Below are 24,082 nucleotides of genomic sequence, written 5' to 3'. Positions count from 1 at the left end.
CGAATCTATTGGGGGTTTCCCGTAATATTGGCTTTTTTTAGCCCAATTTTGGCAAGATTTGGCTTTACCCTGGGTAGATTAAGCCGATACCGATGGCGCGACCGACGGCCTGCGGAGTCGTCAGTGCATTAAGCTTTTCGCGAGAAGAGCGCAAGTGCACCTCAACCGTACGGTGCGAAATCGACAGAATATCGCCGATATCCTGCTGTGATTTGCCTGCTGCGGCCCATTGCAAAATCTCCAACTCGCGGCTGGAGAGGGTCGGGTGGTACAGCATTCGGCTGATTGTATCCGACGTCATGACGTTGTCATGAATGTGTACGGCCAAAGATTGCAGGTCACTTATCACGTTGGGCACAAGTTTCTTCCACTCTTCCCGGCTGCATTCACGCACGGCGCTGAGCAGGCCGATATCTCCGTACGGCCCGCGCACAGGAATCGTAATGCCCTGATCTGGAATGCCAAAATCATGTGCATCACGGAAAACGCGCTGGAAATCCTTGCCGCGTTCTAGACGGCTCCAATCGACCGGGGCGATGCTGCGCTGGCTCATGTGCAGCGTCGGGTCTATCAGGTGCAGGCCTTGCTCTTGATAGTGGGTTTTCCAGTCGTCCCCATAAGTCACGTGGCCGTGGATCGTCCCCGCAGCAGGGTTCATACCCGCATAGGCTGCGTGGTCCATTTCGTACCTGTCACAGACTTGGCGCAGGAACTCGTCATATCGAGTATCCTGTTCTGGAAGGGTGCTGAGATCAACAATATCCATACGGCAACGACCAGCTAGACCCGAGTGAGCGGGCGGATCCCTTTATCCAGGAAAAAAGATACTGTCTTCCCTGACGTCAACAAGGACACCACATTTCCCATATCATGACAAGAAGCTAGGGGAAATGTCTGCCGTTTAAAGGGAAATGTGCCTTTGGTGCACATCTTTATGGCGTCCTTTGCTCAGGTCAATTTCAGATTTGTGGTGCCCATTCCGAAGTTTATCGGGTGTTTGAGTGGTTATGCGCATACTTTACGAGGTGAATGCGCAGTAATAACGTCTATTTTGTGGCGGAAACTAGGCCGGTTTCAACTAGCATACCCCTCTTCTTAGCTTCGGGGTAATACCCTTTCGCATAGAGAAAAATAGCGCGCTGTTGATCGCCGTCCGACAATAGCCACGCGCCGCGTAGGTATTTACCTGCAAATTCCAGATTTGTGTCTGCGTCCAGCAATCCCTGGGCATTACCAGCATAGCCCATAGATCGCGCGGTCGCAGGCAGGATTTGCAGCAGCCCATAGTAGGGGCGGTTCACCGCCCAGGGGCGATGTGTGCTTTCGCGGATGGCAAGTTTGTGCACCAACTCTCGTGGAAGCTCATAGTGATCGGCCCATTTGTTGATCGAGGCACGCAGTTCCGGCGTCTCATTGGGGTAGAGGGGCGGGTCGGAGGTGTCGGTGCCACCTGAAGCGTTTGGGCCACCACAGGCGGCAAGTGGCGCAATGAGCAACAAGGTCAAAACGCTGCGGCGAAGGAGAGGGGTCATATAAATGCTCCTGATGTCGAAGGGCGATGATATGAAACCTTCGCCAGTCCGCAAGTCTCGGCGATCAATCGGGCTAAATCTTGCTGGTGGCGATAAGAAAACAAAAATAGGCCGCACATAAGTGCGGCCCTTTGGATCCGTAAAAGCAGCTGGATCAGGCTTTGGCTTCGTCTTCTTCAGCCGGAGCTTCTTCGGCAACCAACTCATCGTCATCCGACGCGGCCGAGCCGATGTCGTCAAAGAGTTCAGCGATTTCGAATTCAGCGGCGGCTTCTTCTTCAGCAGCCAGTTCCTGAATCGATTTGCCCGATGCCTGCAGTTCGGCTTCTTCTTCCGAACGCGCGACGTTCATCTTGATCTCGACTTCAACCTCGGGGTGCAGTTTGACTGCCAGCGAATGAAGACCCAGTTCTTTGATCGGGGCGATCAGGACAATCTGTTTCTTGTCGACGGTGAAGCCTGCGTCGGTCGCAGCGTCTGCGGCGTCACGCGGGGTGACCGAACCGTACAGAGCGCCGGCATCTGACGCCGAGCGAATCACGATGAACTGCTGACCGTCCAGCTTTTCAGCCAGCGCTTCAGCTTCTTTCTTGGTTTCCAGGTTGCGTGCTTCAAGCTGCGCTTTCTGGGCTTCGAACGATGCGATGTTCGATTCGGATGCGCTCAGTGCTTTGCCCTGAGGCAGCAGGAAGTTGCGGGCGTAGCCGGGCTTGACGTCAACGACGTCGCCCATCTGACCCAGTTTCGCAACGCGTTCCAGAAGGATAACTTGCATGTCAGTCTCTCCTTACTTCACGGCGTAGGGCAGCAGGGCGAGGAAGCGGGCGCGCTTGATAGCACGGGCCAGTTCACGCTGCTTTTTCGCCGAAACGGCGGTGATGCGCGAAGGAACGATCTTGCCACGCTCAGAGATGTAGCGCTGCAGCAGACGGGTGTCTTTGTAGTCGATCTTCGGCGCGTTGTCGCCCGAGAACGGGCAGACCTTGCGGCGGCGGAAAAATGGTTTTGCGGCCATGGTTTATGTCCTTTCGTCAGGCGTTGATCAGCGGCGCTCGCGGCGGCCTTCGCGCTCATCGCGCTTTTGCATCTGGACCGAGGGGCCCTCGTTGTGCTCGTCGACCTTGATGGTCAGAACGCGCATAACGTCGTCATGCAAGCGCATCAGGCGTTCCATTTCCTGAACCGCGCCCGAAGGGGCATCGGTTTTCAGAAAGGCATAGTGGCCTTTGCGGTTCTTGTTGATCTTATAAGCCATCGTCTTAACGCCCCAGTACTCGCTGTCGACGACGTTGCCGCCGTTGTCAGCCAGAACGGTGCCGAAATGTTCGACAAGGCTTTCTGCCTGCGCGTTGGACAGATCCTGACGCGCGATCATTACATGCTCATACAGTGGCATGTGCACTCCTGTTTATATCAAGGCGCATTTCAAAGGCGGGGTCATTGGTCCTTCGCGACCCTGCCACGAGAGGCTGCGCGATTCATAACCTTTGCGAAGGATGGCCCCGTATACACGTTTGCGCGGTCGGGGCAAGCCCTGCCATGGATGCCTTGGTGAAGTCGCCCAATTTCCTTTGGTGTGCCCAATTCCTGACGCTTTTCGCCCCGAGGTTGTTCATGAAGACCGGAGTACCCGGCAGTTTGGAAAAATTAGACAGGGCAAAACAATGGCCGTCATGAACACAAACACTTTTGAACAATCTGCGTCTCGCGCAGCATTTGAGAAATCAGTTCCCGTTCTGATTACCTTCGCGCCGAACTGGCGCGCACGGATCGTTCTTATGCGTGTCGTAGGTGCTTTTCTGATCCTCTCGGCATTTTCAATGTGGCTTATGCCTGGCTCTGTCATGGGGGCCGAAGTTTGGCCGATCAAACTGGCCGCATCGATGATGTTCCTAATTGTTGGCGTCAGCCTGCTAACCATCGAGGTCATGGATTCACGCCCAGATGCCTATTTTGATCCGATCCGCCGCGAAGTTCGCATTTTGCAGAAGAATGAAAACGGTCGGCCGCAAACGGTTCTGCGCCGCAGCTACGACTCGCTGGGCGGTGCACGGTTTGCGGATGATCAGGTTGAATTGTTTGATGTGGATGGCAGCCTGCTGATGAAGCTGCCGCTGCAATCGGCCGATGTCAGCTCAGCGCTGAAAGGTCAACTCAGCCAAAACGTAACAATTTTCGCCTGAATTTTATTCTGTTCAAAAAGGAACAGATTCTGTGAATCAAAAAAACTTGTGTGCTGCCCTTGGGCAGCACATTTTTGTTGGTGAGCAACCCACCCGGTTTGCGACAACACCATTGCGGAGATTGTTATGAAATCCACCCTTCTTGCCGCTGCTCTGGCTGTTTCGGCCACGACTGCATTTGCCAGCGCTGAAAAATATACTCTGGATCCAGGCCATAGCCAGGTCATCTTCAACTACAACCATCTGGGTTTTTCGACCACCTACGGTATGTTCTCGGGTTTTGAAGGCGAGATCATGTTTGATCAGGAGAACCCCGCTGCCTCAAGCGTGAATGTGTCGATGCCAGTTGTTGAGATGTTCACGGGCTGGAAGCCGCGTGAAGACCACTTCATGACCGAAGATTTCTTCGGCGTGACTGAGGGTGATCTGATCACGTTTACCTCTACTGGTATTGAAGTTACCGGAGAAAACACCGCCAACATCACGGGCGATCTGACCATGAACGGTGTTACCAAATCGGTCGTACTGGACGCCAAGTTAAACCAAGTGGGCGAACACCCAATGGCGGGCAAACCCTGGGCCGGTTTTGACGCCACCACAACACTGGTGCGCAGCGAGTTCGATCTTGGCCAGTTTGCACCCTTTGTCAGCGACGAAGTCGAGGTTCGCATTTCGGTAGAGGCCCAGAAGGCCGACTAATCCGACGTTGACGAACTCTATTACCGCCGGAGGCAACCCTCCGGCGGTTTTTTCATTCCTGGTCGCGCTCTGCCGTCAATTCAACTGTGACAGCGACAGTGAAGCCTAACGAATCTTCAGTGGGTTGCGATGTGCCTACGTTGAAATCCATGCGGTTGAGCTCCAGACTGCCGGACATGGTCGCTTCGTCGTCCGCAATCTCCAGCGTGAACGGCAGAACAACATCAACCGATTTATCCCGGATCGTCAGAGGCCCACGTGCTTCGTAGCCTGTTTCTGTTTTGAGAAGATCAGCTTTGAATTGAGCCGTGGGAAATGTCTTGCTGTCGAAGAAATCCGCACCCATCGCCTGATCGGTGACCGTACCAAGGCTGAGTGATCCGATCGCAATGGTCACATCGACCGATCCCGCCAGTCCCGGTTCGGTGGGGTCCTCGAACGCAATCGCCGCAGTCCAGTCGGCGAATTCACCGGTCACCGGGCTCCCCAACTGGGAAATCGTGATCGACAGGGTGCCTTCCTCAACTTCCCACTCTGATTGGACATCTTCAAGCTCTGCAGTGTCCACCGAGGCTTTGCCGTGGTCGTCAAACTCGCCAGTGGCCCAGCCGCCCACGAGCACTGCAGCCCATATTGCCAAAGCGGCAAACGCGGGTACGGTCGAATGGTGCTGTGCTGGTGGCTGTGGCGCCTCGGACCGACCCGGCAGCATGCGGCGCAGAGTGCTGTCTCTGTCCACGACATGGTGTTTCAACGCGCCCGCGATATGTAGCAAGAGCGATCCGGCCAGGACCAAGATGAATAACCAATGAAAGGCGGCGGTTAGCTCGGCGAGAAATGCCGATTTTGGAACAAACGGCAGGTTCTGACCGAACGGCCAGAGAATTGGGGCAAAGCCTTCGGCGGCGGCGTGGTGGATCCAGCCACTGAGTGGAACCAATATCAGCGAACCGTAAAGTAACCAGTGCACGGTTTCAGCGGCAAAGGCCTCGGGCTTGTTATCGGCGTTGAGCAGACCGGGTTTTGTTTGGTTTAGAGCCCAGAGGATTCGTGCCAGAGCCACGAAGAACACGGTGACCCCGACGGTCTTATGCAACGAAAATAGCCGGGCCGCGCGGGCGATATCATCCTCGGTCGTTTGGATGTTTGGATCATATATCGCATGGGCCAGCTCGTTCGCGAACCAACCCAGTGGCAAAGCCGTCAGGATCAGCAGAGCAGTCAACCAATGAAATGCTTTGGTTACACCACCATAGCTGGACTGGGTATTTGTCAGGGGCATTGTTTAGCTCTCCGCATTTCTGGGTTGCGGGTAAGTTAAAGGGATGCTGTGCGGACACAAGGCGGAGAAATGCACAGACAAGGTGTCCTGATGCAGAACGCATGCAACGCTTGTGCAGCGTCGTCAGTCAGTTTACACCCCGCCGCAATCTAACGTCATCCATGAGGTTGCAATGACACGCGCATTCGTTTTCCCAGGGCAGGGTGCCCAGACCATCGGAATGGGCAAAGCACTGGCCGACGCCTATCCCGCCGCGCGCGCGATTTTCGATGAGGTCGATGACGCTTTGGGCGAAAAGCTGAGCGATCTGATCTGGGAAGGCGATATTGCTGAATTGACGCTGACGCAAAATGCCCAGCCTGCGTTGATGGCGACATCGATGGCAGCGATGCGTGCACTGGAGGCTGAAGGGGCGTCAATCTCAATGGCGTCCTATGTGGCGGGACACTCGCTCGGTGAATACTCGGCTTTGGCCGCTGCCGGTGCTTTGTCGGTTGCTGATACCGCACGGCTGTTGCGGACGCGCGGACAGGCGATGCAAAGCGCTGTACCAGTAGGTGAAGGCGCAATGGCCGCAGTCCTAGGTCTGGACCTAGAAGCAGTGCGTCTGGTGGCCGAAGAGGCCGCGCAGGGAGAAGTTTGTCAGGCTGCCAATGACAACGATCCGACTCAGGTCGTCGTCTCGGGTGCAAAGGCCGCTGTTGAACGCGCTGCCGAGATTGCGAAGGAAAAAGGTGCCAAACGCGCGATTATGTTACCTGTAAGTGCTCCATTTCACTGTGCGCTGATGCAACCTGCTGCAGATGTAATGGCAGACGCTCTGGCTGCCGCGGAAATCAAGGCACCTGCCGTGCCGTTGGTCGCGAATGTTCGGGCCGATGCCGTGACCGATCCGGATGTGATCCGACAGCTGCTGGTGGAACAGGTCACCGGTTCGGTTCGGTGGCGCGAGAGCGTGCAGTACATGGTCGCACAGGGTGTGACCGAGGTGTGGGAGATCGGCGCGGGTAAAGCTTTGTCTGGCATGATCCGCAAGATTGATCGTGCGCTGTCCTGCACGGCGGTTGGATCGCCTGAAGACGTACAAAAAGCCGTTAACCCCGGCGCATGAACAATGGACAGCCGCCGGTTACAGCGGCCAGAGAGGGAACATAGATGTTTGATTTGACAGGTAAGAACGCGCTGGTCACTGGTGCTTCGGGTGGAATTGGCGGCGATATCGCTCGCGCCCTGTATGACGCTGGTGCCACTGTTGGCCTTTCCGGAACGCGCGTGGAACCTCTGCAAGCGTTGGCTGAAAGCCTTGGTGAGCGCGCGCATGTCTTACCTTGTAACCTGAGCGACCCCGAGGCCGTCGAGGCACTGCCGAAACGGGCTACCGAGGCGATGGGCTCGGTTGATATTCTAGTCAACAATGCTGGAATCACGCGTGACAACCTGTTCATGCGCATGTCGGACGAAGAGTGGCAGAGCGTGATTGACGTGAACATGACTGCCACGATGAAGCTGTGCAAAGGCGTGATCCGGGGCATGATGAAAGCGCGCTGGGGTCGGATCGTGAATGTCTCGTCCGTTGTTGCTGCGATCGGGAACCCGGGACAAGCGAATTATGCTGCATCTAAGGCAGGGATGATCGGGTTTTCCAAGGCGTTGGCGCATGAGGTGGCAACCCGCGGCATCACTGTGAACGCGGTCGCTCCGGGCTTTATTACCACGGCCATGACCGAGAAGCTGACAGATGAGCAAAAGAAAGGTCTGCTGCTCAAGGTTCCGGCTGGCCGCATGGGCGATCCGCAAGAAATCGCAGCCGCCGTTCTGTACCTCGCAAGCCCCGAAGCCGGGTATGTTACCGGAAGCACCTTGCATGTGAATGGCGGTATGGCCATGTTGTAATCGCAATTCGGGGCGGATGCGAAAGCGTTTGCCTTGTGCGTTGTCTGTGCTATAGGCGGCGCATATGCGCAGGAACCGGTCCAAGGGCCGGTTCTCTGATTTCCCGGGGACCCGGGACCCAAACCGCCCGGAAAGGGCAAAACCAGTCCATCCCGAACGGGCAAGGGCAGAACCGGGCGGACAGCCCTGAAATGAAATGAGGAATAGACATGAGCGACGTCGCAGATCGCGTAAAGAAGATCGTTGTTGAGCACCTGGGTGTTGAAGAGGACAAGGTTGCTGAAAACGCCTCGTTCATCGACGATCTGGGCGCAGACAGCCTGGACACCGTTGAGTTGGTAATGGCGTTCGAAGAAGAGTTCGGCATCGAGATTCCAGACGACGCTGCCGAGACCATCCAGACCTTTGGCGACGCGGTCAAATTCATCAGCGAAGCTTCCTAAGCTTATCGTTCTAAGACAAAAGCGGCGCTTCCGGGCAACGGAAGCGCCGTTTTTTTTTGCCTGACGTAATTCGCACTTGCCTTGATCTGTTGAGAATTCGCAATCTGGCGCTTGAGGCAAAAAATGAGCGGGTAAGGGCATGATAAGATCCATCCCGATGATCAATACGGCGCGTCTGACCTTGTGTGCGATGCGCCCCGAGGATTTCAACCGTTTCGCCGAGATCTGGCGTGATCCGAAAGTTGTGCGCCATATCGGTGGCACCCCGAAGACGCGTGGCGAGGCCTGGGATTCCTTCTTGCGCAACGCTGGCCACTGGCAGATGACCGGTTTCGGTCAATGGGGTGTGATGCTGCAATCGAATCGCACTTTGATCGGGCAGGCCGGGTTCTTTTTCGGCAACCGCGAGCTTGGAGAAGATTTTGATGGCTTCCCCGAAGCAGGGTGGGTTCTGGACCCAGAATTGCAAGGGCAGGGGTACGGGTGCGAAGCCGCCCAAGCCGCGCATGACTGGTTCGACCGCGTCATACCCGGCCCGCTTGTCGCGCTGATTGATGCCGACCATGCAGCGTCTCAGCGACTGGCTGAGAAGTTGGGCTACAAGTTGCTGCGTGAGGCAGAGTACCTCGACACGGCGGTTCATTTGTTTCGCCGTGATGGACCCCCGGCGCGGGTCTGAAACGCTTATACTTGAGCAATGCCGCAAACGGCATTTACTTTGCCGATCCCGGGAAAAGATGGGAGGGGCGGCGGAGATATGGTATCGTGGTATTGCCATTTGAGTGAGCGGAGGAAAAGGCTCATGAGAATTTATCCCACGATGGAACTACAGAACGGTCGCTGTGTGACGCTGGACAAGGGGCGTCTGGATGACGCGATGATCTGGCATGTGAATCCGGTAGAGACCGCGCGAAGCTGGTCGGCTGCAGGCGCAGCATGGATGCAACTGACGGACTTCGATGCCATCGAAGGACGTGACACCAATGCAGAGCTGGTTGAAGAGATCATTCGTTCGTCCGAGATGTCCGTGCAGTTGGCCGGTGGCATGCGGACGCGCGAGCAGGTTGAATATTGGATCAACAAAGGCGCTGGACGAATCGTAATCGGGACGTTGGCGGCCTGGGACCCTCAATTGGTAAAAGAACTGGCTAAGCTGTATCCTGATCAGATCGTATTGGCAGTTGATGTCTGGCAAGGCCAGGTGATGACCGAAGGTTGGCGAAGCCAGAGCGCCTTTACACCGGAAGCGTTCATTGAAGCATTTGCAGATACACCATTTGCGGCCATTTTGGTCACTGACATCGATAGCGACATGGAAGATGTCGAGGCGCAGCTGGGGCTGATCTCGGGTCTCGCCGAGAAATCACGCACACCGATCATTGCAAGCGGCGTCGTCCGTACTGCAGATGATATTTCGCGCCTTGCCTATATATCGAATATTTCAGGTGCAATCGTTGGTCGCGCACTGTTCCGCAAAACAGTTGATTTGTCCGAGGCGTTGGAAGTTGCAAAATCGGCACATGAGCCGGTCGCTGAATTCCAGTAAACATAGCGCAACAGAAAACCCGGCCGTTATATGCTTGATGTCGGTCGGGTTTTCACTTTTTCACGCATTTTAGATTACATGGCAGAGTTTTGAACGATTTCCGGTTTGGGGATACCGAGCCAGATTCTGCCGTTGCTCTTGCCCCCGCACCCCGGGCCGGGGTATGAGCGGTTCTCATAACAGGAAGCAGGCAAGAGGCACTTCATGCGCAGAGTCGTCGTAACCGGTCTTGGATTGGTCACTCCTTTGGCCAGTGGGGTTGAGGAAACATGGTCGCGGCTGCTGGACGGCGAGTCCGGTGCAGGCCCGATCACACATTTCGACGCTGAGGCAAGCGGGGTCACCACGACCTATGCCTGCGAAGTGCCGCGCGGAGATGGCACCGACGGGACGTTCAATCCCGATGATTGGATGCCACCGAAAGAGCAGCGCAAGATTGAGGATTTCATCCTCTATTCGATCGCGGCTGCCGAGATGGCCTGCAAGGATGCCAATTGGCTGCCCGAGGACGAAGAAGACCGCCTGCGCACGGGCGTTCTGATCGGATCGGGTATTGGCGGGCTTGGGTCGATTGCCAACACAGCAAATCTGATCCGTGACAAGGGTCCGCGTCGAGTGTCACCGTTCTTTATTCCGGGCGCTCTGATCAATCTGGCCTCGGGTCAGGTATCGATCCGGCATGGATTTAAGGGGCCGAACCACTCGGTCGTGACCGCGTGCTCGACCGGTGCCCATGCGATCGGCGACGCCAGCCGCATCATCCGCGCCGGAGATGCAGACGTGATGATCGCGGGCGGTGGCGAGGGCTGCATCTGCGAAATCGGTATCGCAGGCTTCAACGCCTGCAAAGCCTTGTCGACCAAATATGCCGATGACCCGAAGAAGGCGAGCCGCCCCTATGATATTGACCGCGACGGTTTCGTCATGGGTGAGGGCGCGGGTATCGTGGTTCTTGAGGATTACGAACACGCTAAAGCTCGTGGTGCGAAAACTTACGCGGAGGTGCTGGGTTACGGTATGTCCGGCGACGCCTATCACATCACTGCACCGTCCGAGGATGGCGACGGGGCCGAACGCTCGATGAAAGCAGCGCTGCGCAGCGCGGGGCTTGAGCCGAAGGACCTAGACTACATCAACGCACATGGCACTTCGACCATGGCGGATACGATTGAATTGGGCGCGGTCGAGCGCCTGCTGGGGGATCACGCCAGCAACGCGACCATGACCTCGACCAAATCGGCCACCGGTCATCTGCTGGGCGCTGCTGGCGCGATTGAGGCAATCTTCTCGATCCTTGCGATCCGCGATCAGGTTGCTCCGCCGACCATCAATCTGGACAACCCGGCGGTTGAAACTCCTATCGATCTGGCGCCGAATGCCAAGCGCGATCGTGAGATCAATGTGGCCTTGTCAAACTCGTTCGGATTTGGCGGCACCAACGCAAGTGTGATCTTCGGAAAGGTCAGCTAAATGTGGCGAGCGCTCGCTTCGAACGCGTTGACTATTCTGATCGTTGGCCTGTTCCTGATGGGTGGCGTCATCCTGTGGGGGCAGTCGCAATACAAGTCCGAAGGTCCCCTAGAAACTGCGATCTGCCTGCAGGTAAAGCCGGGCTCTAACATGACAAGAGTCAGCCGTGATCTAGAGGATCAGGGGGCAATCAGCAGCGGGTTGATTTTCCGCTTAGCTGCTGATTACGCAGACAAATCTCAGCAGCTGAAAGCGGGTAGTTTTCTGGTTCGCGAAGGCGCGTCGATGGAACAAATCGTCGACGACATAACCCATAGCGGCGCCAGCACCTGCGGGACCGAAATCGAATACCGCATCGGTGTGACCCGTATGCAGACCCGCGTGCGCGAACTGAACCCGGCGACGCTGGATTTCGACGAAGTCGCATCCTTCGTAGTCGGTGAAGAGGAAGCGCCTGAAGCCTATGCAGAAAAACGCGGTGAGGCGGATACGCGCTATCGCATTTCTCTGGCCGAAGGCGTCACCAGTTGGCAGATTGTCGAGTCGCTTAAGGCGATCGATTTGCTGACCGGTGAGGTGGCCGAAACGCCCGCCGAAGGGATGTTGGCCCCCGATAGCTACGAGGTCGCACCCGGCGAAGATCGGAATGCAATTCTCTCTGAAATGCAGGAAAAACAGAAGCTTAGGATCAATGCCGCATGGGAGGGACGTCAGGACGGACTGCCCTTGGGCAGTCCCGAAGAGATGCTGATCCTGGCGTCGATCATCGAAAAAGAAACCGGTGTGCCGGATGAGCGTGGTCAGGTGGCCAGCGTCTTTGTGAACCGCCTGAATCAAGGGATGAGGCTGCAGACAGACCCGACTGTGATCTATGGAGTAACCAAAGGTCAGGGTACCTTGGGTCGCGGCTTGCGGCAGAGCGAACTGCGCCGCGCGACGCCTTGGAACACCTATGTCATCGAGGGGTTGCCGCCCACGCCGATCGCCAATCCGGGCCTTGCGAGCCTTGAGGCTGCGGTGGCGCCAGACAGCACGAATTTCATCTTCTTCGTTGCGGACGGGACCGGTGGGCATGCCTTTGCCGAGACCTTGCAAGAGCACAATCGCAACGTTGCAAAGTGGCGCGAAATCGAGGCAGAGCGGAATTCAGGGAACTGATCTGATCTTCTGACTTGTACGAGTTTGAAACGGCATGTTGTCCGACTTGTACAACTTGAATTCATAACCCCAATAAAAGCAGCGGCCCGGTCAATCGACCGGGCCGTTTCTTGTTTAGGCCGCCTTGGCGCGACGTGGACGGCGGCGTTTCTGACCGTCCGGTTTGGGTGCGCCGGAGTGCTGAGGTTTCGGGCCACGACGACGATTGTTCGGGCGGCGCGGGGATTTCTTGGGTGCGATGGCCTCGGGCATCTCACCACTTGCCACCGGAATCTCGATCTTCATCAGCTTCTGGATCTGACGCAGCAGGTCGACCTCTTCCGCCGAGCAGAAGGCGATGGCCTCACCCTCGCGGCCTGCACGGGCGGTGCGGCCGATGCGGTGGACATAGTTGTCGGGCACCTCGGGCAGGTCGTAGTTGATCACGTAAGCCACGCCCGGAATGTCGATGCCGCGCGCAGCGACGTCTGTTGCGACGAGAACATTAATCTCGCCCGCGCGGAAGGCCTTGATCGCGCGATCACGCTGGCCCTGACTTTTGTTGCCGTGGATCGAGGCCGCGTTGAAACCATCGGCAACGAGGCCTTTCATCAGTTTCTCGGCCCCGTGCTTGGTGCGAGAGAAGACCAGCGTTAGGGCGTCCATATCTGCCGACAGGATCTCGCGCAGTTTGGCGGGTTTTGCAGGCTTTTCAACAAAGTGGATCGACTGCGTGATTTTGTCGGCTGCTTTGCCGGGAGGTGAGACCTGCACCCGTTGCGGGTTGGTCAGATAGGCCTGGCTGAGCTCTTCCATCTGCTTCGGCATCGTGGCCGAGAACAGCATGGTCTGGCGCGGCGTGCCTAGTTCCGGCGCGATGCGGCGCAGAGCGTGAATGAAGCCCATGTCGAGCATTTGATCCGCCTCGTCCAGCACCAGATGACGGACCGAACCCAGATCGACCGCGCCGCGATCCATCAGGTCAATCAGGCGACCGGGAGTGGCGACAAGAATATCGGTGCCGCGAGACAGAAACATGATTTGCTTGTTGATCGATTGGCCTCCGACCACGGTGGCAACGCGCAATTTGGTCTTTTTGGTCAGGTTGCGCAGGCTGTCGGCGATCTGATTAACCAGCTCGCGTGTAGGCGCAAGGATCAGCGCCTTGGCGGTTTTTGGCGCAGGTTTACCGGGCTGAGCCAGCAGGTGGTCGATCAGCGGCAGACCGAAGGCCAGTGTTTTACCTGTACCGGTCTGCGCAAGGCCGAGGATATCGTGACCGTTCAGCGCCAGCGGGATCGCCTGGTTCTGGATTGGGGTCGGTTGAGTGAAGTTGGCGCGTTTGAGCGCATCATTCAGAGCGGGCGCGAGGCCCAGCATGTCAAAGTCGAACAAATAACTATCCTTTACAGCCCGAGGCAATGGCCCACGGGCAAGTCGTGATGGGCCGCATCCGCGACCGGCAGGGGTTGTGCGAAACCTCAGGACGCGCAGGCGTTTCCTGCAGCATCTGGTTGTCGCGTCAAGAACCCTGCGTGATGGGGAACTATGGGTGAATCGGGCGCTGTTGGGGGGCGGTGTCGCCCACGTGCTCACGCGGTAGCGCTGTTTGAGGGGCACATGCGGGTTGGAAGAACGATTGTCAAGCAAACATTACGGAGATGAGACAGTAAAACACTGGTTTAACTGCGATCGATTAACCCGTGGCGCACCAGGCCAGAAAAAAGGATGTCGTCCCGTTCGTCCTCATACGGACACCATTTACTAAGGCGCGCGACACTTCCAGGTGAAAGCTGCTCGCATGTGACCAAAGCTTTTGATGCGTCGTCCACCCGGTCAAGCGCTGCAAGGCAGATCGCACGACGATACACCATATTGGCGTCGGTCGGGCGTGTGCTGACAGCGCGATCGGCCCAGTCAAGTGCATCAAACGCTTCACCTGCCACTAGGTTGATGCGTGCGATGGACCAGAAATAAAATGCGCGGTCAGGTTCGCGCGGTGAAAGAGCTAGCGCCTTTCGAATCTCTTCGGCGGCTTCCAATCCCTGTGAAGGATCGGCCAATTCCTTTCGGTTGTGATATGCGACTTTTGCGCGGGTGAAATAGGGATTCAGCCGAATTGCATGCTCAAGCTCATTGAGGCTGAGTTCTTTTTCTCCGCGCCAGACATAGGCTGTGGACATAACGTAATGGGCGAATGGCGATTTTTTAGAAAGAGACAGAGCCTTTCGCGCAGCATCGAACCCATTTTCGAGGGCTGTGTCACGGTTCTTTGACAAGCCAAAGCCATACTCTTTTAGGTAGGCCCAGCCTAGAGCCGCCCAGGCCTCGCCATAGTCCGGCTCAATATCGATGGCGTCACAAAAGTCCCTTTGCGCTTCTTTGAGGTCCTGCAGCGCCGCGTTGCGCAGATTTGCCATGCCACGCAGATAGAGTTCCCAAGCGCCCAAGTGGCGTGGTCTCTGCTTGCGCAGGCGGTCAATCTCACCCTCGACCAGTTCCACATCGAGCGCGGTGACAACGCGCAAAGTGATATCGTCTTGGATTCCGAAAAGATCCTTGAAATCACGGTCATACTTTTCGGACCAAAGTGAATGTCCGGTGTCACCCTCGATCAGCTCAACTGTAACCCGAATGCGCTTGCCAGCGCGCCGAACCGTTCCTTTGACCAAATATCGGGCACCTAGAACGCGCGCCGCATCCTGCGGCGAAAGAGCGGGATCGATAATGAGGCTCGACGCGCTGGCGATAACAGGGAGGCGGCCCATATGTTGCAGAGCAGAGATGATGTCTTCGGCGAGACCTTCGGCAAAGAATGACTGGTCGGGATCAGGGGCGTGATCCAGAAACGCAAGGACAGCAACCGTTGGCGGGGAAAAAGATTGATTGGGCTCGGTATGCTGCAATTCACGATCCGCTGCCCAACGCCATACCGTCAGTGAGCGCGAGATATTCTTAACGGTGTGTTGCCCATCCTGATCCAGATGAGCAACAAGACCTTTCTGTAGGGCATGCGCAAATTCGGAAGAAGCCGCGATGCCACTAGGGTGTGCTAGCCCTTCGAGACGGGCAGCGATATTGACACCATCGCCGAGGATGTCTTCACCTTCGATAATGACGTTGCCGATATGGGCGCCCATGCGCAGGAATAGTCGCCGATCTGCTGGCGCCGCGCGTGCTTGTTCAACGCAGGCATTTTGAATCTCGAGCGCCGAAGTCATTGCTGCATCTGCTGTACCAAATTCAGCCAGGAACCCGTCGCCCATTGTCTTGACCAATCTCCCTCCCGATGCCTCTAATGCAGGGAGGATGATCCGATTTCGTAGACTCCGCACCGCTCGCACGGTTCCCAGTTCATCCGCCTCAATTAGTTGCGAATACCCAACGACATCCATGACCAAAATGGCAGCGAAACGCTTTTGATCTAATGCGACTGTCATCGTTTCGATGCCCCATAGATGATACGCGATGCGTATAGGTTACGAATTGATGCCGATATTACCAAGTGTCATAGGGTGATCGGCCTGAGATGACGCTGGAATGGCGGACCAGTTCTTGGCTAGAGTTTAATAAAAAGTAATATTTATAGTACGTTGGGTGTTGCGGCTGTTGCATGAATCCTTGACTTGGCGAGCGGTTTCTCGTATAGGTTGTGTCATGCTAGAAGAAGTGGGCAACGGCCCCGGGGTGACCCGGTGGCCGTTTTTCGTTTCTCTCGTGCGGAAAAAACTCACGCATGAGGTCACAGGCAAACATGACTTTGATTACCCCGGAAGAGCGGATCTCTCAGACGGCTGATTTGTTGCGGTCGCTCGAAAGGTCCATTCGCGATCTGCGCCAGGCAGCGGAAGAACTGCGAAAACAGATCAGTGCCGGGGAGGATGCAGACCTTGCCGGAACAGGCAAGCAACTGGGTCAGCTAGAGGGGCTGATCCGCAGTTGCCAGAAAGTGGAGACAAGCTTTGTCGAACAACATCACAGACAAGCCGGAATTGCCCAAGGGGGCTATGCGCTCGACCTTGATCGGGCACGATCTGAGATCGGGTGCAGGCTGGCTCGCCTCCGCACCTGTTGCGGTGCAGGACAGATTTCTGAGTGAGATCGGGGAGGGGGGGCTGTGCGCCCTCCCTTTCCTGTTAGAGTTCTGGGCGCTGCCGCATCAGTTGCCGCCCGAGGGCGACTGGCGGTCATGGGTGATCATGGGCGGACGCGGAGCGGGTAAGACGCGGGCCGGGGCCGAGTGGGTGCGGTCGATGGTCGAGGGGTCTTTGCCGCTGGATCGGGGGGAGGCGTGTCGTGTTGCTTTGGTCGGTGAGACATTCGATCAGGTGCGCTGTGTGATGATCTTTGGCGATAGCGGGATTTTGCAATGCTCTCCGCCGGATCGGCGGCCTGTTTGGAAGGCGTCTGAACGCAAGCTGGTCTGGCCAAACGGAGCCGAGGCGCAGGCCTTTTCGGCACATGATCCTGAGGGGCTGCGCGGCCCTCAGTTCGATGCGGCCTGGGTAGACGAGCTGGCCAAATGGAAAAAGGCGGGGGAGACCTGGGATATGTTGCAATTTGCTTTGCGGTTAGGCGAGCGGCCGCGGGTCTGTGTGACCACCACGCCGCGCAATGTGACGGTTTTGAAGGAGCTTCTGGCATCGCCTTCGACGGTGCAAACCCACGCACCGACCGAGGCGAACCGAGCCAATCTGGCGGGTTCCTTTTTGGAAGAGGTACGCGCGCGCTATGCAGGCACGCGGCTGGGGCGGCAGGAGTTGGACGGGGTGCTTTTGTCGGATGCCGAAGGCGCGTTGTGGACGGGTTCGATGCTGGAGGCGGCGCGCTGTGCGCAGGTGCCTGAGCTGGACCGGATTGTGGTGGCGCTGGACCCGGCGGTGACGGCGGGGTCTAATGCGGATGCCTGCGGGATCGTGGTCGTCGGCGCGCAGGTTCAGGGGCCGCCCGAGGAGTGGCGCGCCCTTGTGCTGGCCGACCGGACGGTTCAGGGCGTTGGTCCGGCGGGTTGGGCGCAGGCGGCGATTGACGCGATGGATGAGTTTGGGGCCGAACGGCTGGTGGCCGAGGTCAATCAGGGCGGGCAACTGGTGGAAGAGGTCGTGCGGCAGGTGGACCCTCTGGCGCCTTTTCGCGCGGTGCGGGCGTCGCGCGGCAAGGTCGCGCGAGCCGAGCCCGTTGCAGCCCTGTATGAGCAGGGGCGGGTGCGCCATGTGGCCGGGCTGGACGCGCTGGAGGAGCAGATGTACCAGATGACCGCGCGCGGGTTCGAGGGGCAGGGCTCGCCTGACCGGGTCGACGCGCTGGTCTGGGCGTTGCACGAGCTGGTTGTGGGGCCCGCGGGGGTGTATCGACGGCCTAGGGTGAGGGCATTGTAATCGCATCAGTATTCTTGCTTCCGGCAATCCGCGCTCAATGACTTAAAGTTGAAAGTGAATCAGGAGTTACATCTTTAGAAATGCAGATTATTGAATACAATGGCACCGCCCGTTCTGCGATCGACGTCGAAAGGAGAATTTGGTGCCGTTCGATATATTGGCGCACACTGTTAATGAAACCGGTCAGGGAGACCTGATCGTACAGGACACCACGGTACCTGCCATTATTGATGGGTCGACCATTTCTTTCGACGGTGGTCAAACATTCCAACCATACACCTATCTTGGCCAGGGGAACTATCGTGGCACAGGTGAATCTGGCGAGTTTATTCAGGTTGGGGGGCAGGTGTATGCTTACGATACGGCAAACCCGACAGGCCCGATGCGAACAGGTAACTGGAAAATAACGGAAAACGACCTTGATCCCAGTAATCCGCCTTGTTTCGTAAGTGGCACCCTAATCCAAACACCTAAGGGCGAAGTGCCGGTTGAGTCTTTGTTACCGGGGAACAGTGTTGTAACCGCTTCCGGCAACAAAATGCCAATTCTTTGGAAAGGAAGTCGAGTAGTCACGCGATATATGTTCCATCGAAATCCATCGCTTAGGCCAGTAATCATAGAGAATGGTGCTTTAGAAAACGAGAGGGCTTTGCAGGTATCTCAGCAACATCGGTTGTTGATAAAAGGTCATCAGGCAGAACTGTTTTTTGGTGAACAAGAAGTCTTGGTTCCGGCCAAGGCGTTGATCGGATTGCCCGGAATCACTGTGGATTGTTCCGACAACGAAGTCACTTACCACCACATTTTGCTGCAAGAACATCAAATGGTTCTTGCAAATGGGATTGTCGCGGAGAGCTTATTTATTGGCGATCAGCTTGGTCACAAGGACTTAGCGGAAATTAAGGCTCTTTTTCCGGAACTTATCGCGGATCTCAAGAAGGTTAAAGCGGCGAAGCCGATGTTATCCTACAACGAAGCAAAGGTTCTAGTTTGGTAAGGCCAGAGTGTCTCACCAGCAAAAGTTCTTGAATCTTTGTGTTGATAAACTTGCGGAACGGGTTTGGTTTCTTCCCGATCGATTGCGATTTGCTCGCGAAGCGCCCAGTAGAGATCAACTTTGGGCATTTTTGGTGCTCTCTAGACCCCTCTTCCAAGGCTTTAACGTTTTCCACGATAAATCCTTTCAAAAAATTGGACAGAGAGGTGATCAGTTGACCCATGATCTGGCTGGACGCGCTAGAAGCTAAGATATGTTAGATTAGCGCGCGCGGGTTTAAATGGCAGGACTCATCCTACTGCCTCGGCGCGCTGATCTGGGCGCTGCGTGAGCCGGTGGTGTGGTCTGCAGGGGCGTATCGGCGGCCGAGGGTGCGGAGTTTGTGAGCGCTTTGAGGGTTGATAGATTACTGGCGCAATCAGGTTCTCGACATTGGGTACTCTTGACTCCAATTATCCTCGTATTCGCCGAGCAGCCGGGACAGCGTCAGCAGCGAAGAAAACAGCCTTGCGTGGACATCCGGCGACATCATTGTTTTGTAGTCATCAAGCAGCTGCACAAGAACGACTACGTTGGAGGCAAACACCTCATAGACGTGCTTGTCAGCGGCAGTAGGTTCCTTGGTCCAACTATAGTTCGTATCGGAGTGTCCGGAAGGTGCAGGTTCGTTTTCATTCATCGGGTGGCCTCTTCAATTTGAAGCACACGTGGGGGCATGTGAAACGCAGACAATTGCCATGGCACGAAATCACAAGAACTTGGCGACGATTGCAAAGGAATTGGATTAAATATCCAACGAACTGCTAAATATTACAATTGGCCATGCTGGACGGGGCTGCGCTGGGCCTGTGGGCTTCGATCAAGCTGGATGAACCGGCGCGAGATGGGCGCGTTGTTACGCTGTGGTCGTCGATTGGCGGCGGGCTGGCGGCAGGGGACCGGGTTCAGTTGACCGCAGGGTGTGACAAACGCATGACCACTTGCCAGTTGAAGTTCAACAACATGCTGAATTTTCAGGGCTTCCCCGACCTGCCGCACGAGGACTAGGTCATGGCCGTGTCCAAGCGCAGCAGTCAACACAAAGGGGGGAGCCGGCGGTGATGCGGAATAAGCAGAAATCGTTGAAGAAGCGCGGGCGTAGCTGGGTACGCCCTACGTCCATCAAGCGTCTGTCTGTGGGGCCGGGGCGGATTGCCTGGGCCTGATGCGGGGCGTTTGGCGCGCGGTGATGGGGCATGAGCCTGAGGCGGTGCCGGTCTACAGCATGGACTGGTCAGAACCGCAGGGCGAGGAACGCATGTGGGCTGCGGCCCGCCGCCATCTCATCGAGAAATCGCCCGAGGAGATGGCCCCGGGGAATGTTTTGCTGTTTCGGATGCGGGACGCGGCGGTGGCCAAGCATCTGGGCATCGTCAGCGCCCATGATCCGTTGCGGTTCATCCACGCCTATACCGGGCATGGTGTTGTTGAAAACACGCTGAGCGAACCGTGGCGTCGCCGCGTTGTCGCCTGTTTCGAATTCCCGCTGGAGGACCTCTGATGGCTACATTAGTTCTGTCTGCCGCCGGGGCGGCAATTGGGGGCTCGATCGGGGGCTCGGTCGCAGGGCTGTCGACAGCTGTGATTGGTCGTGCGGTGGGGGCGACACTGGGGCGGGTGATTGACAACCGGCTGATGGCCAGTCAGTCATGGGGGGCGGCAGTGAGGTCGTTGAAACCGGACGTCTGGATCGCTTCCGTCTGACCGAGACCGGCGAGGGTGCGACCGTCGCGACAGTCTATGGCCGGATGCGTATCGGCGGACAGGTCATCTGGGCATCGGATTTTCTGGAAACCCGCTCTACATCGACCTCAACACAAACTTCGGGCGGTGGTGGCGGGGGCAAAGGGAAGCCCAAGCCCGTTGAGGTGACGACGACAACCACCACCCATAGCTACAGCTATTCGGTTTCTCTGGCGATTGCCGTGGGCGCGGGCCAGGTCGCGGATATCACACGCGTCTGGGCCGATGGCGATGAGGTCGGGCGCCAAACGCTGAATATGCGGATTTATCGTGGGGATCACGATCAATTGCCCGATCCACTGATTGAGGCGGTTGAAGGCACAGGCACGGTGCCCGCCTATCGCGGTACGGCTTATGTGGTGATCGAGGATCTAGCGCTGGGCCCTTTTGGCAACCGTGTACCGCAATTCTCATTTGAGGTGGTACGGCAAGAACAAGACGAGATGCCGGATGCCGCAGTCGCGCTGTCTCGGATCATTAAAGGCGTGGCGCTGATGCCGGGAACAGGCGAGTACGCGCTGGCTTCATCCCAAGTCAATTACACCAAGGGCCGGGGCCGTAGTTGGGCGGCGAATGTCAACTCGCCGTCGGGCAAGTCCGATCTGTTGACCTCGAACCGCGCGCTGAGCAAAGAACTGCCGGGGTGCGAGGCAGCGTCGTTGATCGTGTCGTGGTTCGGCAATGATTTGCGCTGCGGAGAATGCCAGATCCGCCCCAAGGTCGAACGCAAGAATATTGAGGGCGCAAACATGCCCTGGAGTGTTTCGGGTCTGTCCCGAACTGTGGCAGGGCAAGTGAAATGGCAAGATGGGCGCCCGATCTATGGCGGCACCCCGGCTGATGCGGCGGTGGTGCAGGCGATCCGGCATCTGAAGAATTCGGGCAAACGAGTCATGTTCTATCCGTTCATTCTGATGGAGCAATCAGAGGGCAACGGCCTGCCTGATCCATGGTCTGATGCTCTTGATCAGCCGCATTTGCCGTGGCGGGGACGGATCACGCTGGATGTGGCTCCGGGGCGGCTGGGCTCACCGGATCAAACTGCCGAAGCGGATGCGCAGGTGGCGGCGTTCTTTGGTACGGCTCGCGCGTCACACTTTACCTTCAGCAGTGGCAGTGTGACCTATCGCGGTCCCAGCGAATGGGGATTGCGTCGGTTCATTTTGCATTATGCGGCCTTGTGCAAGGCCGCAGGAGGTGTGGATTCCTTCTGCATCGGGTCTGAGATGCGCAGTCTGACACAAATCCGCGGCGCGTCAGGTTTTGCCGCGGTTGCGGAACTGCGGTCTTTGGCGGCGGAAGTTCGCGCTATATTGGGGCCGGAGACCAAGATCGGCTATGCCGCCGACTGGACCGAGTATTTCGGGTATCAACCGCAGGATGGCACCGGTGATCGGTATTTTCACCTTGATCCGCTTTGGGCTGATGAGAACATCGATTTTGTCGGCATCGACAATTGTATGCCGCTGTCCGATTGGCGGGATGGCGCCTCGCATTTGGACGCTGAGGCGTCGAACGGGTCGATCTATGACCTCGACTATCTGCGTGGCAATATCGAGGGCGGCGAGGGGTATGATTGGTACTATGCTTCGCCCGAAGAGGCCGAAGCGCAGATCCGAAGCCCGATCACCGATGACGCCAATGGCGAGCCATGGGTTTGGCGGTACAAGGATGTGCGCAACTGGTGGGCGAACCGACATCATGAGCGGATCGGTGGCACCCGGCAGGAAACCTCTACGGATTGGGTGCCGGGGTCCAAGCCGATCTGGTTTACAGAACTGGGATGCGCGGCCATCGACAAAGGCACGAACCAGCCGAACAAGTTTCTGGACCCCAAATCGTCGGAATCGGATTTACCGAACTATTCCAATGGGGTGCGAGACGACTTTATCATGGTCCAGTACCTCCGGGCCGTTCTGGGCTATTGGAGCGATCCTGAGATTAACCCGGTATCGGACATCTATGATGGCCCGATGGTGGACATGTCGAACGCCTTTGTCTGGGCCTGGGATGCACGACCCTTCCCAACCTTTCCAAACCTGAGGTCGCAGTGGTCTGACGGAGACAACTACGCGCGCGGGCATTGGCTGAACGGGCGGTCCGGGTCGCGGACACTGGCCTCGGTTGTGACAGAAATCTGTCACAAGGCGGGGGTGACGGCCATCGATGTCTCAGAGCTGTATGGCGTGGTGCGCGGCTATGCGGTCGAAGAGGTGATGAACGCCCGGCAGGCTTTGCAACCCCTGATGCTGCGCTATGGGTTCGACGCGATCGAGCGAGACGGGGTGCTGAAGTTCAGAACGCGGGATGGGCGTCAGGCTGTAGATCTGGATCCCGAGCAAATCGCGATCAGCTCGGATATCGATGGACCGGTGGAACATCGCCGCGAGGCAGAGGCTGAGATGACAGGGCGTGTCCTTTTACGGTTCGTCCAATCGGATGCCAACCATGATGTCGTCGCGGAAGAGGCCGTCTTGCCCGATGACAGAACCCATTCGGTCGCCGTCAACGAAATGCCTCTGTCGATGACCCGCGCTGAGGGGCGTCAGACGGTCGAACGCTGGCTGAGCGAATCCCGCATCTCGCGCGAGACGGCGCGCTTTGCTCTGCCGCCCTCGCTGCTGCATGTCGGGGCTGGCGATGTGGTTCGTTTGCCGGATGCTGGGGACGGAACGCTATATCGGATTGACCGGCTGGAACCGGCCGAGATGCAATTGGCCGATGCAGTACGGATTGAACCCGGCGTCTATACGCCGTCCGACGTGCTGGACGATGTAGCTGCGGCCAAACCGTTCATCGCGCCGATGCCCGTCTTACCGGTGTTCATGGACCTGCCGCTGATCACCGGATCCGAAGCGCCCCATGCACCTTATCTTGCAATCTCGGCCGAGCCGTGGCCCGGCAGCGTGGCCGTCTATTCAGCCCCACAGGATGAGGACTATACGCTGCATCAGGTGATCGCAGGGCAGGCGGTAATTGGATTCACCGAGACACCGCTGCGGCGCGCTGAGGCCGGGCTCTGGGATGAAGGGGCTGCGCTGCGGGTCAATCTCATCGATGGCGTGTTAGAGTCTCGTCCACGCTCAGCGTTGTTGAGTGGTGCTAATCTGGCCGCCATCGGGGACGGAACGCCCGGCAATTGGGAATTGTTCCAGTTTTCCGAAGCCAACCTGCAGGAGACCGGCGTGTATAACCTATCAGGCCGCCTGCGCGGACAGTTGGGTACGGATGCCTTGATGCCCGATATCTGGCCAGAAGGGTCAACCTTTGTGCTGCTGGATGAACGTGTTTATCAGACCGGATTGCTGCGCACCGAACGGCGCGTGGCCAAGCATTACCGCATCGGCCCGGCAACACGCGGCTATGAGGACCCGGCCTATGAACATCTGGTCGAAGCGTTCGACGGCAATGGGCTGAGGCCTTATTCGCCGGTGCATTTGCGAGTCTCTGTGACGGGCTCGGGCGACGACATCTCTTGGGTGCGCCGGACACGGATCGATGGCGATGACTGGGGCGGGCTCGAAGTGCCCTTGGGGGAAGAAAGTGAGGTATATCTAGTTCGCGTGTTCGCCGAAGGCGCTTTGCTGCGCGAGACGGTTACTAGTGCTCCGGTCTGGCAGTATTCCGCCGCGATGAAGTTCGACGATGGGCTGAGCGGAGCTTACGACATCGCGATCGCGCAAGTCTCAGCCACTTATGGGCCCGGTGCGTTTGCACATCTTTCGGTAGGCTAAGGCACT

At 57.2% G+C, this 24,082-nt stretch carries 22 protein-coding genes and 1 pseudogene; 14 read left to right on the top strand and 9 right to left on the bottom strand.

The features are described from left to right. Positions 1 to 64: 64 nt before the first annotated feature. From ACR0KN_RS17505 to rpsF, 5 genes are all read right to left on the bottom strand, one after another. Positions 65 to 766 (bottom strand): autoinducer binding domain-containing protein, encoded by a 702-nt coding sequence (locus tag ACR0KN_RS17505; RefSeq protein WP_480655336.1) that lies wholly within the window; start codon positions 764 to 766, stop codon positions 65 to 67. Between the two features lie 280 nt (positions 767 to 1,046). Beyond that, positions 1,047 to 1,532, bottom strand: a complete 486-nt coding sequence (locus ACR0KN_RS17500) for a lytic transglycosylase domain-containing protein (RefSeq protein ID WP_010442080.1) — start codon at positions 1,530 to 1,532, stop codon at positions 1,047 to 1,049. 154 nt (positions 1,533 to 1,686) lie between these two features. Continuing rightward, positions 1,687 to 2,307 carry a 50S ribosomal protein L9 gene (gene rplI, locus ACR0KN_RS17495; RefSeq protein WP_010442081.1) on the bottom strand — a complete coding sequence of 207 codons (621 nt, stop codon included), beginning with the start codon at positions 2,305 to 2,307 and terminating at the stop codon, positions 1,687 to 1,689. A gap of 12 nt (positions 2,308 to 2,319) precedes the next feature. Next, positions 2,320 to 2,547, bottom strand: coding sequence for a 30S ribosomal protein S18 (rpsR, locus tag ACR0KN_RS17490; RefSeq protein ID WP_005982441.1), 228 nt, complete (start codon positions 2,545 to 2,547; stop codon positions 2,320 to 2,322). Between the two features lie 27 nt (positions 2,548 to 2,574). Further along, positions 2,575 to 2,928, bottom strand: coding sequence for a 30S ribosomal protein S6 (rpsF, locus tag ACR0KN_RS17485; RefSeq protein WP_029622013.1), 354 nt, complete (start codon positions 2,926 to 2,928; stop codon positions 2,575 to 2,577). A 277-nt stretch (positions 2,929 to 3,205) separates the two neighbouring features. Between rpsF and ACR0KN_RS17480 the strand changes: the two genes are divergently transcribed. Next, the gene (locus ACR0KN_RS17480; protein ID WP_238528803.1) at positions 3,206 to 3,715 is read left to right on the top strand and encodes a hypothetical protein; all 510 of its coding nucleotides are present in this window, start codon (positions 3,206 to 3,208) and stop codon (positions 3,713 to 3,715) included. 126 nt (positions 3,716 to 3,841) lie between these two features. Then, entirely contained in the window at positions 3,842 to 4,414 is a 573-nt protein-coding gene (locus ACR0KN_RS17475) for a YceI family protein (RefSeq protein ID WP_480655333.1), read from the top strand. A 52-nt stretch (positions 4,415 to 4,466) separates the two neighbouring features. On the opposite strand, the gene ACR0KN_RS17470 is transcribed toward ACR0KN_RS17475, so the two are convergent. Next, the gene (locus ACR0KN_RS17470) at positions 4,467 to 5,696 is read right to left on the bottom strand and encodes a cytochrome b/b6 domain-containing protein (protein WP_480606713.1); all 1,230 of its coding nucleotides are present in this window, start codon (positions 5,694 to 5,696) and stop codon (positions 4,467 to 4,469) included. A gap of 172 nt (positions 5,697 to 5,868) precedes the next feature. Between ACR0KN_RS17470 and fabD the strand changes: the two genes are divergently transcribed. From fabD to mltG, 7 genes are all read left to right on the top strand, one after another. Beyond that, positions 5,869 to 6,807: an ACP S-malonyltransferase gene (fabD, locus tag ACR0KN_RS17465; RefSeq protein ID WP_480655331.1), complete on the top strand. Its 939-nt coding sequence runs from the start codon at positions 5,869 to 5,871 to the stop codon at positions 6,805 to 6,807. Between the two features lie 44 nt (positions 6,808 to 6,851). Beyond that, positions 6,852 to 7,589, top strand: a complete 738-nt coding sequence (gene fabG, locus ACR0KN_RS17460; protein WP_480655329.1) for a 3-oxoacyl-[acyl-carrier-protein] reductase — start codon at positions 6,852 to 6,854, stop codon at positions 7,587 to 7,589. A gap of 209 nt (positions 7,590 to 7,798) precedes the next feature. Then, positions 7,799 to 8,032, top strand: coding sequence for an acyl carrier protein (locus ACR0KN_RS17455; protein WP_008756330.1), 234 nt, complete (start codon positions 7,799 to 7,801; stop codon positions 8,030 to 8,032). Between the two features lie 139 nt (positions 8,033 to 8,171). After that, positions 8,172 to 8,711 (top strand): GNAT family N-acetyltransferase, encoded by a 540-nt coding sequence (locus tag ACR0KN_RS17450; protein WP_170773189.1) that lies wholly within the window; start codon positions 8,172 to 8,174, stop codon positions 8,709 to 8,711. A 123-nt stretch (positions 8,712 to 8,834) separates the two neighbouring features. Further along, complete coding sequence (locus ACR0KN_RS17445; RefSeq protein WP_010442089.1) at positions 8,835 to 9,578, top strand: 1-(5-phosphoribosyl)-5-[(5-phosphoribosylamino)methylideneamino]imidazole-4-carboxamide isomerase; 744 nt, start codon at positions 8,835 to 8,837, stop codon at positions 9,576 to 9,578. 204 nt (positions 9,579 to 9,782) lie between these two features. After that, positions 9,783 to 11,048: a beta-ketoacyl-ACP synthase II gene (fabF, locus tag ACR0KN_RS17440; protein ID WP_480655327.1), complete on the top strand. Its 1,266-nt coding sequence runs from the start codon at positions 9,783 to 9,785 to the stop codon at positions 11,046 to 11,048. Then, positions 11,049 to 12,206 (top strand): endolytic transglycosylase MltG, encoded by a 1,158-nt coding sequence (gene mltG, locus ACR0KN_RS17435; protein WP_480655325.1) that lies wholly within the window; start codon positions 11,049 to 11,051, stop codon positions 12,204 to 12,206. It abuts the gene before it with no gap. Between the two features lie 114 nt (positions 12,207 to 12,320). Here mltG and ACR0KN_RS17430 read toward each other — a convergent pair whose 3' ends face one another. Together ACR0KN_RS17430 and ACR0KN_RS17425 are read right to left on the bottom strand one after the other, a co-directional pair. Further along, a complete protein-coding gene (locus ACR0KN_RS17430; protein WP_480655323.1) occupies positions 12,321 to 13,580 on the bottom strand; it encodes a DEAD/DEAH box helicase in 1,260 nt (419 codons plus the stop codon). Between the two features lie 287 nt (positions 13,581 to 13,867). Next, entirely contained in the window at positions 13,868 to 15,625 is a 1,758-nt protein-coding gene (locus tag ACR0KN_RS17425; protein WP_480655321.1) for an adenylate/guanylate cyclase domain-containing protein, read from the bottom strand. Positions 15,626 to 16,192: 567 nt separating this feature from the next. Between ACR0KN_RS17425 and ACR0KN_RS17420 the strand changes: the two genes are divergently transcribed. Continuing rightward, positions 16,193 to 17,563 (top strand): DNA-packaging protein, encoded by a 1,371-nt coding sequence (locus ACR0KN_RS17420; RefSeq protein WP_480655407.1) that lies wholly within the window; start codon positions 16,193 to 16,195, stop codon positions 17,561 to 17,563. A gap of 142 nt (positions 17,564 to 17,705) precedes the next feature. After that, complete coding sequence (locus ACR0KN_RS17415; protein WP_480655319.1) at positions 17,706 to 18,560, top strand: Hint domain-containing protein; 855 nt, start codon at positions 17,706 to 17,708, stop codon at positions 18,558 to 18,560. A 418-nt stretch (positions 18,561 to 18,978) separates the two neighbouring features. Here the strand turns inward: ACR0KN_RS17415 and ACR0KN_RS17410 are convergent, their stop codons facing one another. Continuing rightward, the gene (locus ACR0KN_RS17410) at positions 18,979 to 19,239 is read right to left on the bottom strand and encodes a hypothetical protein (RefSeq protein ID WP_480655317.1); all 261 of its coding nucleotides are present in this window, start codon (positions 19,237 to 19,239) and stop codon (positions 18,979 to 18,981) included. Between the two features lie 143 nt (positions 19,240 to 19,382). On the opposite strand from ACR0KN_RS17410, the gene ACR0KN_RS17405 reads away from it, so the two are divergent. From ACR0KN_RS17405 to ACR0KN_RS17395, 3 genes and pseudogenes are all read left to right on the top strand, one after another. Beyond that, the gene (locus ACR0KN_RS17405; protein WP_480655315.1) at positions 19,383 to 19,607 is read left to right on the top strand and encodes a phage BR0599 family protein; all 225 of its coding nucleotides are present in this window, start codon (positions 19,383 to 19,385) and stop codon (positions 19,605 to 19,607) included. Positions 19,608 to 19,701: 94 nt separating this feature from the next. Beyond that, positions 19,702 to 20,100 carry an NlpC/P60 family protein gene (locus tag ACR0KN_RS17400; protein ID WP_480655405.1) on the top strand — a complete coding sequence of 133 codons (399 nt, stop codon included), beginning with the start codon at positions 19,702 to 19,704 and terminating at the stop codon, positions 20,098 to 20,100. After that, positions 20,100 to 24,076 (top strand): annotated as a pseudogene (locus ACR0KN_RS17395) (baseplate multidomain protein megatron). Before ACR0KN_RS17400 ends, ACR0KN_RS17395 begins: the two are co-directional and overlap by 1 nt. Positions 24,077 to 24,082: the final 6 nt, after the last annotated feature.

The organism is Ruegeria sp. AP7 (assembly GCF_056539905.1).
This window is presented reverse-complemented; position numbering and strand designations above follow the sequence as displayed.

Coding starts and splice junctions, on each gene's coding strand:
- ACR0KN_RS17505 (WP_480655336.1), bottom strand. CDS start 766: ATGGATATTGTTGATCTCAGCACCCTTCCAGAACAGGATACTCGATAT.
- ACR0KN_RS17500 (WP_010442080.1), bottom strand. CDS start 1,532: ATGACCCCTCTCCTTCGCCGCAGCGTTTTGACCTTGTTGCTCATTGCG.
- rplI (WP_010442081.1), bottom strand. CDS start 2,307: ATGCAAGTTATCCTTCTGGAACGCGTTGCGAAACTGGGTCAGATGGGC.
- rpsR (WP_005982441.1), bottom strand. CDS start 2,547: ATGGCCGCAAAACCATTTTTCCGCCGCCGCAAGGTCTGCCCGTTCTCG.
- rpsF (WP_029622013.1), bottom strand. CDS start 2,928: ATGCCACTGTATGAGCATGTAATGATCGCGCGTCAGGATCTGTCCAAC.
- ACR0KN_RS17480 (WP_238528803.1), top strand. CDS start 3,206: ATGAACACAAACACTTTTGAACAATCTGCGTCTCGCGCAGCATTTGAG.
- ACR0KN_RS17475 (WP_480655333.1), top strand. CDS start 3,842: ATGAAATCCACCCTTCTTGCCGCTGCTCTGGCTGTTTCGGCCACGACT.
- ACR0KN_RS17470 (WP_480606713.1), bottom strand. CDS start 5,696: ATGCCCCTGACAAATACCCAGTCCAGCTATGGTGGTGTAACCAAAGCA.
- fabD (WP_480655331.1), top strand. CDS start 5,869: ATGACACGCGCATTCGTTTTCCCAGGGCAGGGTGCCCAGACCATCGGA.
- fabG (WP_480655329.1), top strand. CDS start 6,852: ATGTTTGATTTGACAGGTAAGAACGCGCTGGTCACTGGTGCTTCGGGT.
- ACR0KN_RS17455 (WP_008756330.1), top strand. CDS start 7,799: ATGAGCGACGTCGCAGATCGCGTAAAGAAGATCGTTGTTGAGCACCTG.
- ACR0KN_RS17450 (WP_170773189.1), top strand. CDS start 8,172: ATGATAAGATCCATCCCGATGATCAATACGGCGCGTCTGACCTTGTGT.
- ACR0KN_RS17445 (WP_010442089.1), top strand. CDS start 8,835: ATGAGAATTTATCCCACGATGGAACTACAGAACGGTCGCTGTGTGACG.
- fabF (WP_480655327.1), top strand. CDS start 9,783: ATGCGCAGAGTCGTCGTAACCGGTCTTGGATTGGTCACTCCTTTGGCC.
- mltG (WP_480655325.1), top strand. CDS start 11,049: ATGTGGCGAGCGCTCGCTTCGAACGCGTTGACTATTCTGATCGTTGGC.
- ACR0KN_RS17425 (WP_480655321.1), bottom strand. CDS start 15,625: ATGACAGTCGCATTAGATCAAAAGCGTTTCGCTGCCATTTTGGTCATG.
- ACR0KN_RS17420 (WP_480655407.1), top strand. CDS start 16,193: ATGCGCTCGACCTTGATCGGGCACGATCTGAGATCGGGTGCAGGCTGG.
- ACR0KN_RS17410 (WP_480655317.1), bottom strand. CDS start 19,239: ATGAATGAAAACGAACCTGCACCTTCCGGACACTCCGATACGAACTAT.
- ACR0KN_RS17405 (WP_480655315.1), top strand. CDS start 19,383: ATGCTGGACGGGGCTGCGCTGGGCCTGTGGGCTTCGATCAAGCTGGAT.